At 64.1% G+C, this 21,523-nt stretch carries 17 protein-coding genes and 1 pseudogene; 11 read left to right on the top strand and 7 right to left on the bottom strand.

What is annotated here, in order from left to right; genetic code table 11:
* A pseudogene (locus tag JKF87_RS03260) lies at nucleotides 1-83 on the top strand (IS5/IS1182 family transposase); the annotation flags it as partial.
* Nucleotides 84-252: 169 nt separating this feature from the next.
* Here the strand turns inward: JKF87_RS03260 and JKF87_RS03255 are convergent.
* Nucleotides 253-1,668 (bottom strand): aldehyde dehydrogenase family protein, encoded by a 1,416-nt coding sequence (locus tag JKF87_RS03255; protein ID WP_201097154.1) that lies wholly within the window; start codon nucleotides 1,666-1,668, stop codon nucleotides 253-255.
* A gap of 93 nt (nucleotides 1,669-1,761) precedes the next feature.
* On the opposite strand from JKF87_RS03255, the gene JKF87_RS03250 reads away from it, so the two are divergent.
* The gene (locus JKF87_RS03250; protein ID WP_201097153.1) at nucleotides 1,762-2,655 is read left to right on the top strand and encodes a LysR family transcriptional regulator; all 894 of its coding nucleotides are present in this window, start codon (nucleotides 1,762-1,764) and stop codon (nucleotides 2,653-2,655) included.
* A 6-nt stretch (nucleotides 2,656-2,661) separates the two neighbouring features.
* Here the strand turns inward: JKF87_RS03250 and JKF87_RS03245 are convergent, their stop codons facing one another.
* From JKF87_RS03245 to JKF87_RS03235, 3 genes are all read right to left on the bottom strand, one after another.
* Entirely contained in the window at nucleotides 2,662-3,060 is a 399-nt protein-coding gene (locus JKF87_RS03245; protein WP_201097152.1) for a DUF1489 family protein, read from the bottom strand.
* Nucleotides 3,061-3,119: 59 nt separating this feature from the next.
* Nucleotides 3,120-3,980, bottom strand: a complete 861-nt coding sequence (locus JKF87_RS18250; RefSeq protein ID WP_201097151.1) for a DUF5694 domain-containing protein — start codon at nucleotides 3,978-3,980, stop codon at nucleotides 3,120-3,122.
* Between the two features lie 102 nt (nucleotides 3,981-4,082).
* Nucleotides 4,083-6,089, bottom strand: a complete 2,007-nt coding sequence (locus JKF87_RS03235; protein ID WP_201097149.1) for an ATP-binding protein — start codon at nucleotides 6,087-6,089, stop codon at nucleotides 4,083-4,085.
* 116 nt (nucleotides 6,090-6,205) lie between these two features.
* Between JKF87_RS03235 and JKF87_RS03230 the strand changes: the two genes are divergently transcribed.
* From JKF87_RS03230 to JKF87_RS03215, 4 genes are all read left to right on the top strand, one after another.
* A complete protein-coding gene (locus JKF87_RS03230) occupies nucleotides 6,206-6,817 on the top strand; it encodes a TIGR02466 family protein (protein ID WP_201097148.1) in 612 nt (203 codons plus the stop codon).
* 70 nt (nucleotides 6,818-6,887) lie between these two features.
* Nucleotides 6,888-7,814, top strand: a complete 927-nt coding sequence (locus JKF87_RS03225) for an alpha/beta hydrolase (protein WP_201097147.1) — start codon at nucleotides 6,888-6,890, stop codon at nucleotides 7,812-7,814.
* A 324-nt stretch (nucleotides 7,815-8,138) separates the two neighbouring features.
* The gene (gene ettA, locus JKF87_RS03220) at nucleotides 8,139-9,806 is read left to right on the top strand and encodes an energy-dependent translational throttle protein EttA (protein WP_201097146.1); all 1,668 of its coding nucleotides are present in this window, start codon (nucleotides 8,139-8,141) and stop codon (nucleotides 9,804-9,806) included.
* 29 nt (nucleotides 9,807-9,835) lie between these two features.
* Nucleotides 9,836-10,762, top strand: coding sequence for a 2-hydroxyacid dehydrogenase (locus JKF87_RS03215; protein WP_201097145.1), 927 nt, complete (start codon nucleotides 9,836-9,838; stop codon nucleotides 10,760-10,762).
* 2 nt (nucleotides 10,763-10,764) lie between these two features.
* Here JKF87_RS03215 and JKF87_RS03210 read toward each other — a convergent pair whose 3' ends face one another.
* Entirely contained in the window at nucleotides 10,765-11,172 is a 408-nt protein-coding gene (locus JKF87_RS03210; RefSeq protein WP_201097144.1) for an EF-hand domain-containing protein, read from the bottom strand.
* A 119-nt stretch (nucleotides 11,173-11,291) separates the two neighbouring features.
* Between JKF87_RS03210 and JKF87_RS03205 the strand changes: the two genes are divergently transcribed.
* Genes JKF87_RS03205 through metH form a run of 4 tightly spaced genes read left to right on the top strand, consistent with a single transcriptional unit; the run spans nucleotide 11,292 to nucleotide 16,967 of the window.
* Entirely contained in the window at nucleotides 11,292-12,251 is a 960-nt protein-coding gene (locus JKF87_RS03205) for an ArsR/SmtB family transcription factor (RefSeq protein WP_201097143.1), read from the top strand.
* Nucleotides 12,251-13,207 carry a methylenetetrahydrofolate reductase [NAD(P)H] gene (gene metF, locus JKF87_RS03200; protein WP_201097140.1) on the top strand — a complete coding sequence of 319 codons (957 nt, stop codon included), beginning with the start codon at nucleotides 12,251-12,253 and terminating at the stop codon, nucleotides 13,205-13,207. The genes JKF87_RS03205 and metF overlap by 1 nt, the downstream gene beginning before the upstream one ends.
* Nucleotides 13,207-14,301, top strand: a complete 1,095-nt coding sequence (locus JKF87_RS03195; RefSeq protein WP_201097138.1) for a homocysteine S-methyltransferase family protein — start codon at nucleotides 13,207-13,209, stop codon at nucleotides 14,299-14,301. Before metF ends, JKF87_RS03195 begins: the two co-directional genes overlap by 1 nt.
* On the top strand, nucleotides 14,301-16,967 hold the full coding sequence (gene metH, locus JKF87_RS03190; RefSeq protein ID WP_201097135.1) for a methionine synthase: 2,667 nt from the start codon (nucleotides 14,301-14,303) through the stop codon (nucleotides 16,965-16,967). Before JKF87_RS03195 ends, metH begins: the two co-directional genes overlap by 1 nt.
* A gap of 39 nt (nucleotides 16,968-17,006) precedes the next feature.
* Here metH and JKF87_RS03185 read toward each other — a convergent pair whose 3' ends face one another.
* Both JKF87_RS03185 and JKF87_RS03180 read right to left on the bottom strand, forming a co-directional pair.
* Entirely contained in the window at nucleotides 17,007-17,573 is a 567-nt protein-coding gene (locus JKF87_RS03185) for a hypothetical protein (RefSeq protein WP_201097132.1), read from the bottom strand.
* Between the two features lie 133 nt (nucleotides 17,574-17,706).
* Nucleotides 17,707-20,661, bottom strand: coding sequence for a TonB-dependent receptor plug domain-containing protein (locus tag JKF87_RS03180; protein ID WP_201097130.1), 2,955 nt, complete (start codon nucleotides 20,659-20,661; stop codon nucleotides 17,707-17,709).
* Nucleotides 20,662-20,936: 275 nt separating this feature from the next.
* Between JKF87_RS03180 and JKF87_RS03175 the strand changes: the two genes are divergently transcribed.
* A complete protein-coding gene (locus JKF87_RS03175; RefSeq protein ID WP_201097128.1) occupies nucleotides 20,937-21,467 on the top strand; it encodes a hypothetical protein in 531 nt (176 codons plus the stop codon).
* Nucleotides 21,468-21,523: the final 56 nt, after the last annotated feature.

Genomic DNA, 21,523 nt, shown 5'->3' with positions numbered 1-21,523 from the left:
GTGTCGCCACGCGCTATGATCGATGCCCGACCGTCTTCCTCTCCGCCATAGCTCTCGCTGCAACCGTCCTCTTCTGGCTATGAGTCCTGAGCCTAAGCGTGGATCGGGTGGGGGCGCTGAGACGAAACATGGGACGCGGCACAGGCCACGGGCGAACGCCGGGGTCAACACCCAATCGGATTGTGGTCTTTCGACAGACGAACGCCCGCCCGCATCGCTGCGGACGGGCGCATCGCGGCCATTGATCCGTGATCAGACCAGGACCGCCTTGGGCTCCAGATAGGCCAGCAGCCCGGCGACGCCGTTCTCGCGCCCGATGCCCGACTGTTTGAAGCCGCCGAACGGGGCCTGCGGCTCATGCGGGGCGCCGTTGATGATCACCCGCCCGGCCTCCAGTTGCGCCGCGATCCGCCGCGCCCGGTCGGTGTCGGACGACAGCACATAGGACTGCAGGCCGTAGTGGGTGTCGTTGGCGATGGCGACGGCCTCGTCTTCGGTCCCATAGGTGATGATGCTCAGCACCGGACCGAAGATCTCCTCGCGCGCGATCCGCATGTCGTTGGTCACGTCGGAGAAGACGGTGGGGCGCACGAACCAGCCGACGTCCTGGCCCTCGGGCCGTCCTTCGCCGCCGACCAGCAGGGTCGCGCCCTCTTCCTGGCCCAGCTTCAGATAGGACTGGACCCGATCCCATTGCTTGCGGCTGACCATCGGGCCGACCGAGACGTCCGGGTCGTGGGGATCGCCCGCCTTCACCGCCTCGACGGCGGCCTTGATCTTCTCCAGCGCCTCGGCCTTGCGGCTTTCGGGGACCAGAATGCGTGTGCCCGCCACGCAGGCCTGGCCGCTGTTCAGGAAGCCCGAACCCACTACCGCGGGCATGACCGCGTCCAGATCGGCGTCGTCCAGAATGATCTGCGGCCCCTTGCCGCCCAGCTCCAGCGTGACCCGCTTCATCGTCTCGGCGGCGGCGCGCAGGATCGACTTGCCCACGGCGGTCGAGCCGGTGAAGGTCACCTTGGCCACATCGGGGTTCGACGTGAACTCGGCGCCCACCACGTCGCCGCGTCCGGTGACGATGTTGAACAGGCCCTTGGGCGCGCCGACCTCGTGCAGGGCCTCCATCACCACCTGGGTCTGGATGGCGCTCATCTCGCTGGGCTTGATGACGATGGTGCAGCCCGCCGCCAGCGCCATGGACATCTTGGCGGTGATGAAGCTGGCGTTGCTGTTCCACGGGGTGATGCCCGCCACCACGCCCAGAGGAGTCATCCGCACCTCGGCATGGCCGATGACCTGATCGAAGTCATAGGATTGCAGCGCCTCTGCGGCTTCCAGGAAATTGGTCGCGGCCATGTCGGCCATCCAGTCGACCCGGCCCTTGGGCGCGCCATATTCCTCGACGATGGCGGCGATCAGGTCGTCGCGGCGGGCGGCGACGGCGGCATGGAACCGGCGCAGAAGGGCGATGCGTTCTTCTTTCGTCGTGCGCGACCACGCCGGCAGGGCGCGTTTCGCCGCCGCCACCGCCGCCCGTGCATCCTCGGCGTCGCCCAGACGCACCGTGCCGATCACGGCCTCGGTCGAGGGGTTGAACAGTTGGAACCGCTCTTCACCGTGCGGGGTGACGAAGGCACCGTCGATATAGACCTGATTGATGTCGCGCATGGTTGCTCTCCTTGTTGGAGCCGGGATGTAGCGCCGCGCCATTGCCTGTATAAGCAACCAAAACCGACACGAACTGTCCCGGAAACCCGAACAATGAACCGCAGCGGCCTGATCGAACTGGAAGCCGTGGTCGCCGTGGCCCGACGCGGGGGCTTCCGCGCCGCCGCGCGTGATCTGGGCATGTCGTCATCGGCCCTCAGCCACGCGGTCGGGGCGCTGGAGGCGCGGCTGGGCGTGCGCCTGTTCGACCGCACCACCCGCAGCGTGGCCCTGTCAGCGGCGGGCGAACAGTTCGTGGCCCAGGTCAGCCCGGCCCTGGCCCAGATCCACACCGCCATCGAAGACGTGGACCAGCACCGCGACCGCCCCTCCGGCACCCTGCGGCTGAACACCTCGCTCGGCGCGGCCCGCATGGTGTTCGAACCGCTGATCCTGGAATATCTGCGCCGCTATCCCGACATGAAGGTCGAACTGGTCACCGAAAGCCGCTTCATCGACCTGGTCGAAGATGGGTTCGACGCCGGTTTCCGCCTGCAGGAAAGCCTGCCCGCCGACATGGTGGCCATTCCCTTCAGCCGCACCATCCGCTCCATCGTCGTCGGCTCGCCCGCCTATTTCGAAGGGCGCGAGCGCCCGCGCGTCCCGCACGACCTGCTGAACCACGACTGTATCCGCATGCGGATGGCCTCGGGCGCGATCTATCACTGGGAGTTCGAGAAACGCGGCGAGGCGATCGAGATCGACGTCCCCGGCCCGCTGGTTCTGGACGAAATGTCGTTGATGCACGAGGCCGTGCTGGCGGGCGTCGGCCTGTTGCTGATCGCGGAACAGACGGTCGCCGACGATCTGGCCGCCGGGCGTCTTATTCAGGTGCTGGACGACTGGACCCCGGCCTATCCGGGCCTCAGCCTCTATTACCCCGGCCGCCGCCACGCCCCGGCGAAACTGCGCGCCTTCATTGATCTGGTGCGCGAAAAGGCCTGCTGACCGCTCTCACCAGGCGCCCAGTTCGCGCAGTTGCCGCACCAGTTCGTCCGGCGCCTCGCCCGCATCCAGGGTGTCGATGTCGGCGGGCGCGTCCTTGGGCTCGAAATAGCGCCAGCCCTGGAACGGCCTGCGCGCCATCGGGGCCGTGCGGATCACCCTGGGCTCCAGCGTGATCTCGCAGCGGCTTTCCTTGCCCTCGCCCAGGGTCGTGATGTCCACGATCGGCTGGCGGCAGGCGATGCTGCCCTTGATGACCCAATACAGCGATCCGCCATCCTCGATCTCGGCCGCACGCTTGGGCGTCATCCGGGTGTGAACCACCAGAGGCTGGCCGCTGGCGGCCCGTGTCTCCAGCCATTCGACCTCGGACACCCCGACGCAAAGCTTGATCATGTGAAGCGACATGGCGCCCACCTAGTCACCCCGCCCCGGAATGGCCAGACCCGTCGTCTCATGACGCCCCTCTACGGCGCAGGATTCAGATACGGCAAGGCTTCGACCAGTTGGTAGCCCGGCGTGTTCTGCACGAAGTGGCGCAGCCAGTAGCCGTGTCCCGCACCGAACACGACCACGATCCGATCGCCTGGCCGCGCCACGGCCATCAGCTTGGTGAAGATCTTGGCGTTGCGCTCATACCAGCCCGCGTTCAGCTCGGCGCCCGGTTGCTCCGCCCCGTCACCGAACTTCAACAGGCCGTAGTAGATGTCCATATTGCCGCTGATCGGATGATCCGGGCTGCTGTCCTCGGCCAGCAGCTGACCCAGGGTTTCATGCTTCTGGCGCTCCGACAGTTCGGCGGCATAGGCGGCGACGGGGGCGTTCAGGGCCGCGAACTCAGCTTCCCGGTGACGGGCTGTGAACCAGGCCTGCACCTTTTCGAACGGGAAATAATCTCGCCCGCCTTCTTCCGGCTGTTCATCAATGGCGTAAACGCGGCTCAGCCCCTCCAGGTTCGCCAGCCGATAGCCGATCTGATAACGCTCATCGGCGTGGGTCAGCAGCATTGACGGCTGGAACGAGGGATAGACCTGATCCAGCAGGGTCGTCTTGTCCGCCGCCACACGCTCCAGCGCCACCGCCGTCGGGCGAAACCGCCGCAGTCCTTCAGCCACCGCCTCCAGTTCCGCCTGCTTCTGCGGCGTCGTCACAGGATCAACGACGACGTTGTTCAGGTCCTGTCCCGGATTGTCGAAATGGAACGCCCCCACGATCATGACCTGAACCGGCTCCGGCGCGGCGGCGGGCGGCGCCGACTGCGCCGATGCGGCGACGGGGGCGAAACAGGCCACGGCGAGGGCCGAGGCGGCGACAAGGATTCTGAACACAGGCTTCTCCAACACTTCTACAGCGTCAGAGGCTTTGACCGACGTCAGCGGATGCAGCTATCCTCATTAAATTTCAGACAGATAACTCCGTAAAGATGTGGTTCAGACGGCTTCGGCTGACGCCTTCACCACCGCCAGAACGGTCGCTTCGGTGACCTGATCCCCGACGCTGGACGAGACGCTCTCGACCACCCCGTCGAAGGGCGCCGTCAGGGCGTGCTCCATCTTCATGGCCTCCAGCACCACGACAGGCTGGCCCTTGGTCACGACGTCGCCCGCCTTGGCCGGCGTGGCGACGATCTTGCCCGGCATGGGCGCGCGGAGGCTGCCGTCTGAAGCGGAACCTTCACCCTGCCCCCGCACATGGCTAATTGCTGTAACAGGCCAGGCGTCGCCATGCTCGAAGATGACTCCTTCGACGCCGCCCATGGCTCCAACATAGCCGAGCGTCACATCGTCACCGACGACGATCCGATCTCCAGCAGCGCGACTAACGACCGCTCGACCGTCGACTTCGATCTTCCAACTGAAATCTCCACGTCCGTTGCTCAGAGCCGACCCTTCGACTCTCTCGCCATTGATCTGCGTCTGAAACAACGCGCGCGACGGGCCATTAAGACGAAAGCCAACGGCCGCGCTGTCGGCATCCGACGACCAAGGCGACAGATATTCGCCCAGTTGCGGCGACAAATGATGATGGTCCGCGATCAGGTTCAACGCGGCGACTCTGGCGTCCGACGACGGCCCGCTTCCCAACAGCGCCGCCTCTTCTTCCGCGATGAAGCCCGTATCCACGTCGCCCGCTACAAAGCGCGGATGGACCAGACAGCGTTTCAGGAAGCCCGCATTGGCCTTGACCGGCCAGACCTCGACCTCGCCCGCCGCCTCGGCCAGCCGCGCCGCCGCCGCTTCGCGCGTGTCTTCGTGCACGATCAGCTTGGCGATCATCGGGTCATAGAACTGGCTGACCTCGCCGCCCTGCTCCACGCCGGTGTCGACGCGGATGCCGTCAGGCATCACGAAATGCTCCAGCTTGCCGATGGAGGGCAGGAAGCCGTTCGCGGGGTCTTCGGCATACAGCCGCGCCTCCATGGCCCAGCCGTTCAGTTTGATCTCGTCCTGTTTCAACGGGATCGGCTCGCCCGCCGCCACGCGGAACTGCCATTCGACCAGATCGACGCCGGTCACGCTCTCGGTCACCGGATGCTCGACCTGCAGGCGGGTGTTCATCTCCATGAACCAGACGCCGTCCGCCTTCAGCCCGTCAGAGGCGTCGGCGATGAATTCGATGGTTCCGGCCCCGACATAGTTCACCGCCTTGGCCGCCTTGATCGCGGCCCCGGTCACAGCGGCGCGCACGGCCTCGCTCATGCCCGGCGCAGGCGCCTCTTCGATCACCTTCTGGTGGCGGCGTTGCAGCGAACAGTCGCGCTCATACAGGTGGACGACATTGCCGTGCTTGTCCCCGAACACCTGCACCTCGATGTGGCGCGGGCGGGTGATGTAGCGTTCGATCAGCACCCGGTCGTCGCCGAAAGCCGCCGCGCCCTCGCGCTTGGCGCTGGCCAGACCGGCGGCGAAGTCGGCGGGATCATCGACCCGCTTCATTCCCTTGCCGCCGCCGCCTGCAACCGCCTTGATCAGCACGGGATAGCCGATCCGCGCGGCCTCCGCCGTCAGCGTCTCTTCCGACTGGTCCGCGCCCTGATAGCCGGGCGTCACCGGCACATCAGCCCTGATCATCAGATCCTTGGCGGCATCCTTCAGCCCCATGGCCCGGATCGAGGACGGGTCCGGCCCGATCCAGATCAGGCCCGCCGCCGCGACAGCCTCGGCGAACTCGGCGTTTTCGGACAGGAAGCCGTATCCGGGGTGGATCGCCTCCGCCCCCGTCGCCTTGGCCGCCGCCAGCACCTTGGCGCCGTCCAGATAGCTTTCCCGCGCCGCAGCCGGGCCGATCAGGACCGCCTCGTCGGCTTCGCGCACATGCAGGGCATGGGCGTCGGCCTCGGAATAGACGGCGATGGTGCGTATCCCCATCCGCTTGGCGGTGCGGAAGACACGGCAGGCGATTTCGCCGCGATTGGCGACAAGGACGGACTTGAACATAGCCCATCCTTAACCGGATCATGCGCATCAGGCGAGAGGGCGGGCGCCATCGTTCTCTCGTCCCAAAATGTGCGCCGCCAGTTCCCGTGCGGTCCTGAACCCGCTATCCCGCAGCCATGTCACTGCGCCCCCTCTTCGTCACCCAGGTCTATGAAGCCTCCCTCGCCGACGGCCGGGGCTGGCCCGACTTCAACGAACAACTGATCGACGTCATCCGCATGATGGCGGAAGAGGATGAAGCCGGCCGCCGCTGGTGCCGCGCCAACGCCTATCGGGGCTACACCTCCTATGGCTCGTTGAACGACCTGCCGCAGCGCTTCCCCGAGTTCGCGGAGCTGAAACGCCATCTGGACCGTCACGCCGTCGCCTACGCCAAGGCCCTGAACTTCGACCTGGCGCGCAAGCCACGGCTGGACAATCTGTGGGTCAATATCCTGAAGCCCGGCGGCGGTCACACCGGCCATATCCACCCGCACGCCTTCCTGTCCGGCACCGTCTATATCGACATCCCCGACGGCGCCTCGTCGCTGAAGCTGGAAGACCCCCGCCTGCCCTTCATGATGGCCCGTCCCGGCGTCACCGAGGACGCCCCCGAGGCCGAACGCCCCTTCGTCTATCTGCGCCCTCAGGCGGGGACGGTGCTGATGTGGGAAAGCTGGCTGCGCCACGAAGTCCCGACCAATCAGGCCAAGTCTGACCGCATCTCCATCAGCTTCAACTACGCCTGAACGACGCGGCCGCCCCTTCAGCGCCACATTCAACCCTAGCCTCCCCGCAACGCTTCAGGGGGAATCACGAATGAAACGCTCGGGCCCGGCCGTTGCACTGATGGCCGTTCTCGCCGCCGCCTGCTCGCCCAAGGCGGACGCCCAATCGTCGCCGCAAACCGCAGCCCAGGCCCAGGCCGCCCAGGCGGAAGGCGCCCCCTATGTGCTGAAGGGCACCCAGGTCTGGACCGTGCCAGATCCGGTTTCGGGCCGCGACTACGAGGTCTTCGTCAGTCTGCCCGCCAGCTATGAGGCCAATCCCCAGCGCCGTTATCCGGTGCTGTACGTCACCGACGCGGACTATGCCTTTCCCATCATCCGTCAGGTCGCCCGACGTGTGAATCTGGACGGCCCCCGCCTCGAGGAGTTCATCCTGGTCGGTCTGTCCTATTCGCGCGGCGACAGCGGCGTGGTCAGCCGCAATCGTGACTACACCCCAACGCCCAACGGCCCGCGCAGCGCCAGCAGCAACGTCCATGGCCAGGGCGCGGCCTATCAGACCTATCTGAAGAACGAAGTCCTGCCCTTCATCGACAACCGCTTCCGCGCCGACCCCGCGCGCCGCGTCCTGCTGGGTCATTCCTACGGCGGCCTGCTGGGCGCCCAGATCCTGTTCACCGACCCGTCGATGTTCCAGGCCTATGTGCTGGGCAGCCCGTCCTTCTGGTTCGACAAGCGCCACATCATGACGATGGAGGCCGCCTACGCCCGCAGCCACACCGACCTGCCCGCCAATGTCTTCATGTATGTCGGCGATTGGGAAGTGCCCGGCCCCAGCCCTCGCAATACCAGCGGCGCCAATCTGGTGCGCGACATGCAGACGATGGAGACGACGCTGAAGTCCCATCACTATCCGAACCTGCGCGTCCAATCCCTGGTCCTGACCGACGAAGACCACCTGACGGTGGCCCCGGTCGGCTTCACCCGCGGGCTTCTGGCGGTGCTGCCGGCGAAGTAGGCGCCTCACCTTCGTCATTGCATGGGAAATGTCACGGCCGCACCTGGACAGGGTTTCACAGACCCCGCCAACCCGCCGCAGGCTTCGGGGTTAAGGCGATAAGACCGCCACCATTCAGCGCCCCGAGCTTGCAGGCCAACCACCCGCGCGGGGCGTCAACCCCGGCGCCCCGGCTTGCCCTCCACTCAGGCCTCCCAACATCGCAGCTACGGCGCGATGCCACAGTCGTTTGTGCGCGGCCTTATTTGCCCTTCGCGCTCCGGGTCGCTACATCCGCCCGAACCTCCCACGTCAAGACGAACCCGAAGGGCGAAACCGCACCTCATGGCGCAACAATATATTTTCCAGATGCAGGGTCTGACCAAGACCTTCCCTGGCGGCCGCAAGATTTTCGAAAACATCTGGCTCAGCTTCTACAACGACGCCAAGATCGGCGTCGTCGGCGTCAACGGCTCGGGTAAATCGACCCTGCTGAAGATCATGGCCGGCCTGGACACCGAGTTCACGGGTGAAGCCCGCGCCGCCGACGGCATCAAGCGCGGCTATCTGGAGCAGGAGCCCCAGCTGGATCCCGCCCTGAACGTTCGCCAGAACGTCGAGGCCTGGTGCGAAGAGAAGCAGTGGGTCAACCGCTTCAACGAAGTCGCCGCAGAACTGGGCGAAAACTACACCGACGAACTGATGGAGGAGATGACCAGCCTCCAGGAGAAGATCGACGCCGGCGACGTTTGGGACATCGACAGCCGCATCGACCAGGCCATGGGCGCTCTGCGCTGCCCGCCGGACGACTGGGAAGTCACCAACCTGTCGGGCGGTGAAAAGCGCCGCGTGGCCCTGGCCCGCCTGCTGCTGTCCAAGCCCGACATGCTGCTGATGGACGAACCGACCAACCACCTGGACGCCGAATCCGTCGCCTGGCTGCAGCACCACCTGGAGAACTTCCCCGGCTGCGTCATTCTGGTCACCCACGACCGCTACTTCCTGGACCAGGTGACCAAGTGGACGCTGGAGCTGGACCGCGGCAAGGGCCACCCGCACGAGGGCAACTACTCCTCATGGCTGGAAGCCAAGACCAAGCGCGTGGTGCAGGAACAGTCGGAATCCGAAGCCCGCCAGCGCGCCCTCACCCGCGAACTGGAATGGGTCCGTTCGGGCGCCAAGGCCCGTCAAGCCAAGTCCAAGGCCCGTCTGGCCGCCTATGAGCGGATGGTCGAGGAACAGGAATCGATGCGCGGCGCGCAAACGCACGCCCACATCCAGATCCCGCCTGGCCCGCGTCTGGGCAATGTGGTTCTGGAGGTCGAAGGCCTGCAGAAGTCGTATGGCGAGAAGACCCTGTTCGACAACCTGACCTTCAAGCTGCCGCCCAACGGCATCGTCGGCGTCATCGGCCCCAACGGCGCCGGCAAGTCGACCATGTTCAAGCTGATCACCGGCCAGGAACAGCCCGACGGCGGCACGATCAAGGTCGGCGAAACCGTCAAGCTGGCCTATGTCGACCAGTCGCGCGACGACCTGAAGCCGGACGAAACCATCTGGCAGGCCATCTCGGGCGGCACCGACGTGATGATGGTCGGCAAGCGCGAGATCAACACCCGCGCCTATGTTGGCAGCTTCAACTTCAAGGGCGGCGACCAGCAGAAGAAGGTCGGCCAGCTGTCCGGTGGTGAGCGCAACCGCGTCCACCTGGCCAAGACGCTGGCGTCCGGCGGCAACCTGATCCTGCTCGACGAACCGACCAACGACCTGGACATCGAAACCCTGCAGAACCTCGAAGAGGCTCTGGAGGAATTCGCGGGCTGCGCCGTGGTCATCTCCCACGACCGCTGGTTCCTTGACCGTCTGGCCACCCACATCCTCGCTTTCGAAGGCGACGGCCATGTGGAATGGTTCGAAGGCAACTTCGAAGCTTACGAACAGGACAAGATGCGCCGCCTGGGCGCCGACAGCATCATCCCCAAGCGCATCCAGCACCAGAAGTTCGGTCGGTAATCGACTGATCGATAAAGAGGAGCCGCTGCATGACCCAACGCCCCGCCGTTCTCATCATGCAGCGGCATCTCGCCCCGCTCTCCGGCTTCCTCGAGAGCGCCTACGACGTTTACCGCTTCTGGGAAGGCCCGCCGGTCGAGGCCGCCCACGATATCCGCGTCATGGTCGTCGCCGGGGAATACCCGCTCGACAAGGCCCTGATCGAACAGCTTCCCAATCTCAGCCTGATCGCCTGTTTCACCTCGGGCTATGACGGCATCGATATCGAATGGTGCCGCGCGCGCGGCCTGCCGGTCACCCATGCGCCCGGCGTCAATCACGAAGACGTCGCCGATCACGCCCTGGGCCTGATCCTGGCTGCGCGACGCCAGATCGCATCCGGCGACCGTCAGGTCCGCACAGGCGAATGGACGATCGAGACCCGCAACATCACCGCCTCCATCGGCGGCCAAAAGCTGGGCGTCGTCGGCCTGGGCCATATCGGCAAGGCCGTCGCCAGCCGCGCCGAAGCCTTCCGCATGGCGGTCAGCTGGTGGGGCCCGCGTCCACACGAGGCGCAATGGCCCCGCGCTGAATCCCTGCTGGCCCTGGCCAAGGCCAGCGACGTCCTGGTCGTGGCCTGCAAGGCGGATGAGACCAATCGCGGCCTGATCTCACGCGAAATCCTCGACGCGCTCGGCCCGGACGGACTGCTGGTCAATGTCTCGCGCGGGCAGGTGGTGGACGAGGATGCCCTGATCGCTGCATTGAAATCCGGCGCCCTGGGCCAGGCGGCGCTGGATGTCTTCATCGACGAGCCGACCGATCCCGCGCGTTGGGCCGACGTGCCCAACACAGTCCTGACGCCCCACACCGGCGGCGCCACGACCGCCGGCGTGCAAGGCATGCTGGTGCTTCTGATCGAGAACCTTCAGGCGCATTTCGCAGGCGAACCCTTGAAGACGCCCGTCGTCTGATCTCAGCGCGGGCGCTGGGGCCGTTCGTCCGCTGTCACGACGCCGTCGCCGTTCTTGTCCAGCGTCTTGAACTCGGCCTGAACGCCCGCATCGAACTCGGCCCGCGTGATCCGGCCGTCGTTGTCCGCGTCGAACCGTGTCAGCATCCGCCCGCCGCGGCCATTGGCCAACTCGGTCGCATCGACAACGCCGTCGTGATTGGCGTCCAGACGTTCGAACAACTGCCCCATCCGCGCCTGAAACTGGGCCAGGGTCTCGCGTTCCGGCGGTCGCATTCCGCCCCATTGGCCGCCGCCCTGCCCCCCGCCCATCGGCGGCCCCGCCATCTGCGGCGGCTCGGGGAAATCACTCTGGGCCAGGGCCGGGCCGGCGGCGGCAAGTGCGAAGGCGGTAATCAGCAGGATACGCATGGGACCACTCCAAAAGGGCTGCGAAACCTTGAACGCACGCACGAAGTTTTCCCGTCGCATCCTTATCTGAGAAGCGATTTCACTTGCCAAATCATATAAGGATATCTTTATATGATCGCATGAGCCTGTCCGCTGATCAGACTGTCGAAGCCCTGCGCGCCGCTGGCGAGCCGACCCGCCTGCGCGTCCTGTCGTTGCTGGCGGGAGAAGAGCTGTCGGTCATGGAGATGTCGCGGATTCTGGACCAGAGCCAACCCCGCGTCTCGCGCCATCTGAAGCTGATGACCGACGCCGGTCTGATCGAACGCTTCCCGGACGGCGCCCGCGTCTATTACCGCCTGTCGCACGACGCCCAGGCCCGCCGCCTGATCGACACGGTGCTGGATATTCTGGCCGAAGACGCCGGTGAAGCCGATCACCGCCGCCTTGATGAAGTCCGCAAGGACCGCGAGGAAGCCGCCGTCAGCTATTTCGAACAGGTCGCGCCCCAGTGGGACCGCCTGCGCAGCCTCTATGTCAGCGAAAGCGCCGTCGAAGCCGCGCTGGAGAAGGCCGTCGGCCCCGGCCCGTTCGAGCGCGTGGTCGATCTGGGCACCGGCTCGGGCCGGATGCTGACCCTGTTCGGCAAGAAGGCGAAAATGTCCGTCGGGCTGGATCTCAGCCAGAACATGCTCAACATCGCCCGCACCAATGTCACCAAGGCGGGCGTTGAGCAGGTCGAACTGCGCCACGGCGACATCTTCGCCACCCGCCTGCCCGCCGCCAGCGCCGATCTGGTGATCGTCCACCAGGTGCTGCACTACCTTTCCGACCCCGCCGCCGCCGTCGCCGAGGCCTGCCGCCTGGTCAGCCCCGGCGGGCGTCTGGTCATCATCGACTTCGCGCCCCACGACTTCGAACACATGCGCGAGGCCCATCAGCATCGCCGCCTGGGCTTCGCCGACAGCGAGATCAACGGCTGGCTGCAGGATGGCGGCCTGACGCCGTCCGCCCCCATCGCCCTGCCGCACGACGCCGAGGGCCTGACCGTGACCATCTGGACGGCGGAACGCCGCCTCCAGGACAGAAAGACCGCCTGATGGCCTCCCCCGCTCCGCTCAATCTGGCCGAAGCCCGCGCCCTGCTGCTGTCGCCGCTCGGCCCCGTCGCCCGTGCGGGATCGAACCGTAACGAGGTCCGCGTCTCCTTCGAATTCTTCCCGCCCAAGTCAGACGAGGCCGAGGCCAATCTGTGGAAGGCGATCCGGCGGCTGGAGCCGCTGAACCCAGCCTTCGTCTCCGTCACCTATGGCGCAGGCGGTTCGACGCGTGAACGGACCCACCGGACGGTTCAGCGCATCATCACCGAAACCTCCCTGCGCCCCGCCGCCCACCTGACCTGCGTCGACGCCAGCCGCGAAGAGGTCGATGAGGTCATCGAGGGCTACAAGACCATCGGCGTCGATCATATCGTCGCCCTGCGCGGCGATCCGCCCGGCGCATCCGGCATCGGCGGCGCCTATCAGCCCCGCGCCGACGGCTACGCCAACGCCACCGAATTGACCGCCGCCATCAGCCGTATCGGCGGCTTCGACGTCACGGTCGGCGCCTATCCCGAACGCCACCCCGAAAGCCCCTCCATCGACCACGACATCGATGTGCTGAAGGCCAAGGTAGATGCAGGCGCTACCCGCGCCGTCAGCCAGTTCTTCTTCGACATCGATGCCTTCCTGCGCTTCCGCGACCGGGTCCGGGCGGCGGGCGTGACCATTCCGCTGATCCCCGGCGTTATGCCGGTGTCCAACTTCAACGGCCTGAAGCGGATGTGCGGCTCATGCGGCGCGTCGGTGCCGGAATGGCTGGCCGGGCATTTCGACGGGCTGGACGACGATCCCGAGACACGCAAGTTGCTGGCCGCCTCGGTCGCCGCCGAAACCTGCGCCCGTCTGCAGGAAGAGGGCTTCAGCGACTTCCACTTCTACACCCTGAACCGCGCCGATCTGGTCTATGCGATCTGTCGCGTGCTGGGCGTGCGTGAAACCAAGGCCGTCGCGTAATGACATCCCCCCTGACCCGCCCGGAACGGATCGCCGCCCTGCACGCGGCGGCCAAGGAACGCATTCTGGTTCTCGACGGATCGTGGGGCGTGATGATCCAGCGGCGTGGGCTGAACGAGGCAGACTTCCGCGGCGACCGCTTCGTGACCGCCAACGGCTACAACGAAAAGGACCAGATGAAGGGGAACAATGACATCCTCTGCATCACACGTCCCGACGTCATCTCCGACCTGCACGACCAGTATTTCGCCGCTGGCGCCGACATTTCCGAGACCAACACCTTCTCGGCGACCACCATCGCTCAGGAAGACTATGCGCTGGACGCGCAGGCTGTGTGGGACATCAATCTGGAAGGCGCCAAACTGGCCCGAGCCGCCGCCGACCGTTGGACCGAGAAGGAGCCGCACAAGCCCCGTTTCGCCGCCGGCTCCATCGGCCCGCTGAACAAGATGCTATCCATGTCGTCCGACGTGAACGACCCCGGCGCGCGGCTGGTCACCTTCGACCAAGTGTACGAAGCTTATCGCCAGCAGGTGAAGGCCCTGAACCAGGGCGGCGTCGATCTGTATCTGATCGAAACCATCACCGACACGCTGAACTGCAAGGCCTGCATCAAGGCGATCAAGGATCTGGAGGACGAGGGACTTGATCCCCTGCCCATCTGGATTTCCGGCACCATCACCGACCGTTCGGGCCGCACCCTGTCGGGCCAGACGGCCGAAGGCTTCTGGAACAGCGTGCGCCACGCCAAACCCTTCGCCGTGGGCTTCAACTGCGCGCTGGGCGCCGACCTGATGCGCCCCTTCATCGCCGAACTGAGCCGCGTCGCCGACACCCTGGTCGCCGCCTATCCCAACGCGGGCCTGCCCAACGCCATGGGCCAGTACGACGAACAGCCCCACGAAACCGCCCACTTCATTGAGGAATGGGCCGCCTCCGGCCTGGTCAACATCGTCGGCGGCTGCTGCGGCACGACGCCCGACCACATCAAGCATGTTGCCGAAGAGGTCGCTCCGCTGAAGCCCCGCGCCATCCCGGAACGCCCGGTGGCCCTGCGCCTGTCGGGACTTGAACCGTTCGAGCTGGCTTCCTGATGCGTCCCGTCTTCATCAACGTCGGCGAACGGACCAACGTCACCGGCTCGGCCAAATTCCGCAAGCTGGTGGTCGAGGGGAACTATTCCGCCGCCCTGGACGTCGCCCGTCAGCAGGTTGAGGCGGGCGCCCAGATCATCGACATCAACATGGACGAAGGCCTGCTGGACGGCGTCGTCGCCATGCGGACCTTCCTCAACCTGATCGCGGCGGAACCTGACATCGCCCGCGTGCCGGTGATGATCGACAGCTCCAAATGGGAGGTCATCGAGGCAGGCCTGAAGTGCGTTCAGGGCAAGCCGATCGTCAATTCGATCAGCATGAAGGAGGGCGAACAGGCCTTCCGCGACCACGCGATCCAATGTCTGCGCTACGGCGCCGCCGTCGTGGTCATGGCCTTTGACGAAGTCGGTCAGGCCGACACCGCCGCGCGCAAGATCGAGATCTGCACCCGCGCCTACAACATCCTGGTGAACGAGGTCGGCTTCCCGCCCGAGGACATCATCTTCGACCCCAATATCTTCGCCGTGGCGACGGGGATCGAGGAGCACGACAATTACGCCGTCGACTTCATCGAGGCGGTCAAGGTCATCAAGGCCACCCTGCCCTACGCCCGCGTCTCAGGCGGCGTGTCGAACGTCTCGTTCAGCTTCCGCGGCAATGAGCCGGTGCGCCGGGCGATCCATAGCGTCTTCCTGTATCACGCCATCAATGCGGGCATGGACATGGGCATCGTCAATGCGGGCGACCTGCCCGTCTATGACGACATCGACCCGGTGCTGCGCGAGGCCGTCGAGGACGTGATCCTGAACCGCCCGCAGCGGACCAATGTGTCCAACACCGAGCGGCTGGTGGACATGGCCCCCACCTACAAGGGCGAAAAGGGCGCGGCCCGCGTCGTGGATCTGAAATGGCGCGACGCCCCGGTCGGCAAGCGGATCGAGCACGCTTTGGTGAACGGGATCACCGAATATATCGACGCCGACACCGAGGAGGCGCGCCTCTCGGTCGAACGCCCGCTGCACGTCATCGAAGGTCCGCTGATGGACGGGATGAACGTGGTCGGCGACCTGTTCGGATCAGGCAAGATGTTCCTGCCGCAGGTTGTGAAATCCGCCCGCGTGATGAAACAGGCCGTCGCCTGGCTCGAACCCTTCATGGAGGCCGAAAAGGCCGGTAAACCCCGCGAACAGGCGGGCCGGATCCTGATGGCGACGGTGAAGGGCGACGTCCACGACATCGGCAAGAATATCGTCGGCGTCGTGCTGCAATGTAACAACTACGAGGTCATCGACCTGGGCGTCATGGTCCCGGCCGACCGCATCCTGGACGCCGCTGTCGAGCACAAGGTGGACATCATCGGCCTGTCTGGCCTGATCACCCCATCGCTGGACGAAATGGTCTTCGTCGGCGCCGAGATGGAGCGCCGCGGCTTCGACATCCCCCTGCTGATCGGCGGCGCCACCACCAGCCGCACCCATACGGCGGTCAAGATCGAACCCGCCTATCGTCGCGGCTCGACCACCTATGTCATCGACGCCAGCCGCGCCGTGGGCGTGGTCGCGGGTCTGCTGTCGCCGACCGAGCGGGCCAGGAACGAAGCCGCCACCCGCGACGAATACATCCGCATTCGCGAACAGTACGCCCGCGGCCAGGAGGTGAAGGCCCGCGCCACTCTGGCCCAGGCGCGCGAGAACCGTTTCCGCCCCGATCCGTCCCTGCCCATGCCCGGCGCCCCGTCCTTCATCGGGGTGAAGGCGTTCGACGCCTGGGATCTGCAGGACCTGGTCAACCACATCGACTGGACCCCCTTCTTCGCCAGTTGGGAGCTGATCGGCCGCTATCCGCTGATCCTTGAGGATGAGATCGTCGGCGAGGCCGCACGCGACCTGTTCAAGGACGCCCAGGCCATGCTGAAGCGCATCGTCGAAGAGAAATGGTTCACGGCAAAGGGTGTCGTCGGCTTCTGGCCCGCCCGCGCCGTCGGCGACGACATCGCCGTCTTCTCGGACGAAACCCGCACAGAGGAAATCGCCCGCTTCCACACCCTGCGCCAGCAGATCAAGAAGTCGAACGGCAAACCGAATCTTGCCCTGTCCGACTTCGTCGCCGAGGAAGGCGATGACTACATCGGCGCCTTCGCCGTCACCGCCGGTCATGGCGAACTGGAAATCGCCAAACGGTTCAAGGACGCAGGCGACGACTATTCGTCAATCATGGCCACGGCGCTGGCCGACCGCCTTGCCGAGGCCTTCGCCGAACGCCTGCACAAGGAAGTCCGCACTCAGCTGTGGGGCTACATGCCGGATGAGGCCACCAGCGTCGATGACCTGATCGCCGAGCAATATCAGGGCATCCGCCCTGCCCCCGGCTATCCGGCCCAGCCCGACCACACGGAAAAGGCCACACTGTTCCGCCTGCTGAACGCGGGCGTGAATGCAGGCATGGCCCTGACCGAAAGCTTCGCCATGACGCCCCCGGCCTCGGTCTCGGGCCTATACTTCGGCCACCCCGGCAGCCACTATTTCGGCGTGGGCAAGATCGATCGCGATCAGGTGGAGGACTACGCCCGCCGCAAGGGGATGGAGGTCGCCGTCGTCGAACGCTGGCTGTCCCCCATCCTCAACTACGATCCCTACGCCGCACCACGCGAAACGGCAGCCTGAGCGCCAGCTCAGACCGCCGTTACAGGTCGCCAGCGTCGATCAGTTGGCGGCGGGCTCTTCCAGACCGACGTCCGCCGGCGTCGCGGGCGGCGTCGTGATGTTGTTTCGAATGCGGCGCGCCGCGTGTTCGCAGCGGCCCGGCAGACCATAGAACAGGCCGAACGACTGGCTGCGCGCCGCCTCGTCCTGACTGGCCAACAACGGCGCCCACTGCGCCTTGGCCGCTGCAGCCGCCTGTTGCGCCGCCGCCTTCGACGCCGCCGTCTGACGTGGCTCAGCCGCCGCCAGGGCGCTGCGGAAATCCTGTGCCTCCAGACGGCCCAGACGCACCAGCTCCGTATCCTCAGGCGAACGATTGGTCAGTGTCTCGCCAAGATCCGCATGACCCGTCACCAACGCATCGCACCAGGCCACCAACGGATAGTCCTGCGTCGGCGCCCCGCGCGGCAGCGTGTTCGAATAGGCGATGGCTTCCCGCGTCCTCAATGCATCCGCGCTTTCGTTCGAGCGGTTCGTGACGATCGGACCATCCTGATCCTGCGCGAAAGCCGCAGACCCCACACTGACGGCAATCGCTACGGCAATGAAGATGCTATTTTTATTCATGAAATTCCTCGACCCTAGGATGGGCTGCACAACCTAAGCGAAAGCAACGCTTACCCAGGCAAATGGTTTTAATGGGGCGAAAAAAAGCGGCGAGCAAAATGCTCGCCGCTCCCAGTGCTAGATCGAATGACTTTTAGAAGTCAGCCGTGATGCCGATGAACATGAATCGACCCATTGCATCGTAGGTTTGTGGATAGGTGTTGTTATTGCCGGTGGTGCCAACGCTGTACGATAGCGGAGGATCGCGATCGAAGACGTTGTTGATGCCGACGCGCAGCTTCATATTGTCACGCAGTTGCACGTTGGCAGCCAGATCGAAGTAGTTTTGTGCATCGAAACTGCTGTCAAGACGTCCCGGACCGGCGACGTTATCGACGCCACCGTAGTAACGCCACGTAGCCGACAGGTCAGCGTTCCAAGGCATCTGCCAGGTCACACGCGCGCGGTGACGCCACTCATTCTTGGGCGTTCCGCACTCACCGGCAAACTTACCGACACAGTCATATACGGCAGCACCCGCGCCCGGATCGGTTTCCATCTTGTCGAGCCACGAACCGACCATGTTGAAGGCCAGACTGCCGTAAGTGTCCAAACCAAAGCGGTCGAGGCCGACGTTGTAGTTGACGTTCACATCGATGCCCGAAGTCTTCAAACCACCAATATTGGTGTTGAAGGCCTCGACATATCCACCCGTTGTCCAGAGGGTGCCAATGTTGCTGCGAACGACACGCGCACACGCATCCGCCTGGTTGTTAACATAGCAGTTATCGAGGGTGACCAACGGATCAATGATGTCGATCCGGTTCTTCAGATCAATATTGTAGTAATCGACGGAGATATTGAGGCCACGCACGAACGAAGGAGCGAACACTGCCCCGAACGTGTAGGTGTCCGCCGTTTCAGGCGCGAGGTCCGGGTTACCGCTCTGCAAGTAGTTGTACTGCCCGGCTGGGCTTTCCAACAAACCGCCGACCAGGCCGTACTGAGCGGACGGAACGCCGGTTGCTACGCACTGAGCAAGCGTCGCTGTCGGATTCGGCCCGCAAGGGTCGCCATCCGCATCAAACAGGTTCAGGCCTTGCGGGCGGAACAGTTCGATAACATTCGGCGCTCGCGTCGTTCGCGCCAAGCTGGCCCGGAAACGAAGATCCGAGACAGGGGCCCAGTCGATGCCAAACCCATAGGCGTCAGACTTGAACTTGTCGTAGGTCGAATGGCGGTACGAGCCGTTGATCGACACCTGGTCTGCAAAGGGACGCCCCTCGATGAGCGGCAGACGGAATTCGCCGAACAGATCATAGACCTGAACAGAACCAGCCACGCTCTTCGTGGGTCCGCCTTGCCCGGCCAAATCACCCGTCTCAAACGAGGTGTCCGAAGTCGCGACAAGCTTGTCGCGACGGTATTCAGCGCCGAAGGCGACTTGCAGGCCGCCATCAGCCCATGGGCTGCTGACATACGAACTCAGATCGCCCGTCACAGCAAGCGTGATAACCTGCTGTTCCGTGGCCCCGCGCTGAAGGCCCGGGGTCTGGAGATACGCCAAGGCTTCCGGCGTGACGCCATCCGGCGAATAGATGTTGTAAGGAACGCAGGCGGCATCAACGGCAGCCAACGGACCGGTCGGACCGTCGGGATCGATCGCCGAAACGCACGCAGCCTTACCCGTTGCCGGATCGATCGCCACGTCAAGCGCACGTCCAATACGCTGGTTCGAGAAATCGTTCAGATAAGTGCGGCTAAGGCTGACCTTCGAATAACTGGCGGCCAGATCGTAGCTCCAAGTGTCGCTCAAATCACCGCGGATGCCGACGACCCCACGATAGTTCTGGGAACCAATGGAATCCTGACGACCGCCGCCTTCGACGTTACGACGACCAATCAGCACCTCAACCGTATCAACACCTGGAGCACAACCCAACGCAGTCGCCTGAGCGCCCGACAGAAGAGGATTGTCGCAGCTGATGTTGTAACCGCCGTTTGCCGACGTGCCGCCGCCGAAGAATACACCGGAAGGAGCGATCTGAGCGACGGTGCTGTAGTCGCTAAAGCTCAGGCTGGTGAAGGCTTCAATCTTATCATTGACCTTGTAGGTCCCGTAGGCGCCCAGGGTGTAGCGTTCATCAGGGCGCTGATAGTGGTTCAGCGGGCCAAAATTATAGGCGTCGTCACCCGTATAGTTGCGGAAACCACCGCCACTGGCGACAGTCAGGTTGGCGCCATTCTCCAATGAGTTGAACCGCCCGGTCGCATTGGTGCTGGAGCCGCCGCATACAAAGCTGCCTGCATTCTCGCCACCCAGCGAACAAGAGGAATAGTCGCGATCACGACCCAGGATCTTGTTGTTCTTGCGATAGCCTGCGTAAGCTGTGAGGTTGCCACGTCCATCCGGGGCGTTCACCCCCATGATAATGGTGACTTCACGGCTAAAGCCGTCCATCACATTGTCATCCGGCAGCTTGAACTGTGAAGGGTTGCCAGCCGCACGACCTTCAATGACACTGCGCAGGTTGCCTGGACCGTCATAGTCGTTGTGATGCTGATAGAAGCCGTACTGGGCATCGATCCGCAGCCCTTCGAAGTCTTTCTTCATGATGAAGTTGACCACGCCGGCGATGGCGTCAGAGCCATAAACAGCTGCTGCGCCGCCCGTCAGGACTTCCACACGATCAACCAACTGACCCGGAATCTGGTTCAGGTCGGCAGCCGTATCATTAGGCGAACCGTAACCCATACGGCGACCGTCGATCAGAACCAGCGTACGGTCCGAGCCAAGCCCCCGGAGATCGACCGTAGCAGTGCCCGACGCGCCATTGGCGACAGTTGAGTTTTGAGCAGCAAACGCTTGGGGCAGTTGGTTGATCAGATCTTCAACGCGGGTAACGCCCTGAACATTGATATCCTCTCCGGTAACCTGGGTCACCGGGCTGGTGGTTTTCAGATTCGCTTGAGGAATACGCGACCCCGTCACGACGATGTCTTCGACCTGTGCAGTACCCGTCGTGGATTGCGCCATTGCTGGCGCAGCTAGACCAACGAGGGTGATCCCCGCGATGATCGTAGATGCGAGCAAGAACTCGCGTTTCATCCGATTCTTCAAAACCCACCCTCCTGAGATTCCAGCAACCATATAACTAAGGCTTAGCTGCTATTGTTAAGTTGAAGCGCCCGCCAGATTGTTATGGCGCATTCACACTGGCAGGTTAGGCACGCACATCATAAACTCGCCATGGAAATTACATATTAGCCACGATCATGGCACCACACTGTCACTCCTTAGCCACATTACCCCAATGCTAAGCTTTGATGTAGTTGATGATGAGCGCCCGAAATTAGGGTCATTTTTTTACCCATGGAGCCCAGATGAAGTTCACAATTGCGGCTGCGACCCTGATGATAGGCATCAACATGCCCATCGCCACCACGGCGGCGCGACAAGCTTCAGATCAAAAATCTGTGTTATTTGAACAGCTCGCAGCGTGTCGCACGATAGCGAATGACACAGAACGACTCGCCTGCTTTGATCAGCGCGCTTCAACATTCGAAACGGCGCAACGAACCGGAGACGTGGTTGTCGTTGATCGCAGTCAAATCCGCCAGGCTAGACGCCAGCTGTTCGGATTCGAGCTTGGCTCCATGCCAGACATTTTCGCGGGCCATCAAGCTGAGGCCCCAATTGACGCCATTGAGACGTCGCTCACTTCCGCAGTCCAAGGGGGCGATGGAAAGTGGGTGTTCAAGCTCGCCGATGGCTCGGAATGGCGCCAAATAGACTCTGATCCCGTGCGTTTTCGCAATCAGGAGGGAATACAAATTCGCATTCGACGCGCTGCGCTTGGAAGCTATCAGCTTGTCGCGGGCAACAGTCGGGCCGTGCGGGTTCGTCGGCAGTAATAGACTATCGCTCAACCGCCACGCGACTGGCGTACGGCGCAGGTTCCGGCGTGCAG

The sequence above is a fragment of the Brevundimonas nasdae genome, from assembly GCF_016654005.1.
GTDB classification, from domain to species: domain Bacteria; phylum Pseudomonadota; class Alphaproteobacteria; order Caulobacterales; family Caulobacteraceae; genus Brevundimonas; species Brevundimonas nasdae.
The sequence above is the reverse complement of the archived record's forward strand: the minus strand, read 5'-3'. Positions and strand labels throughout refer to the sequence as shown.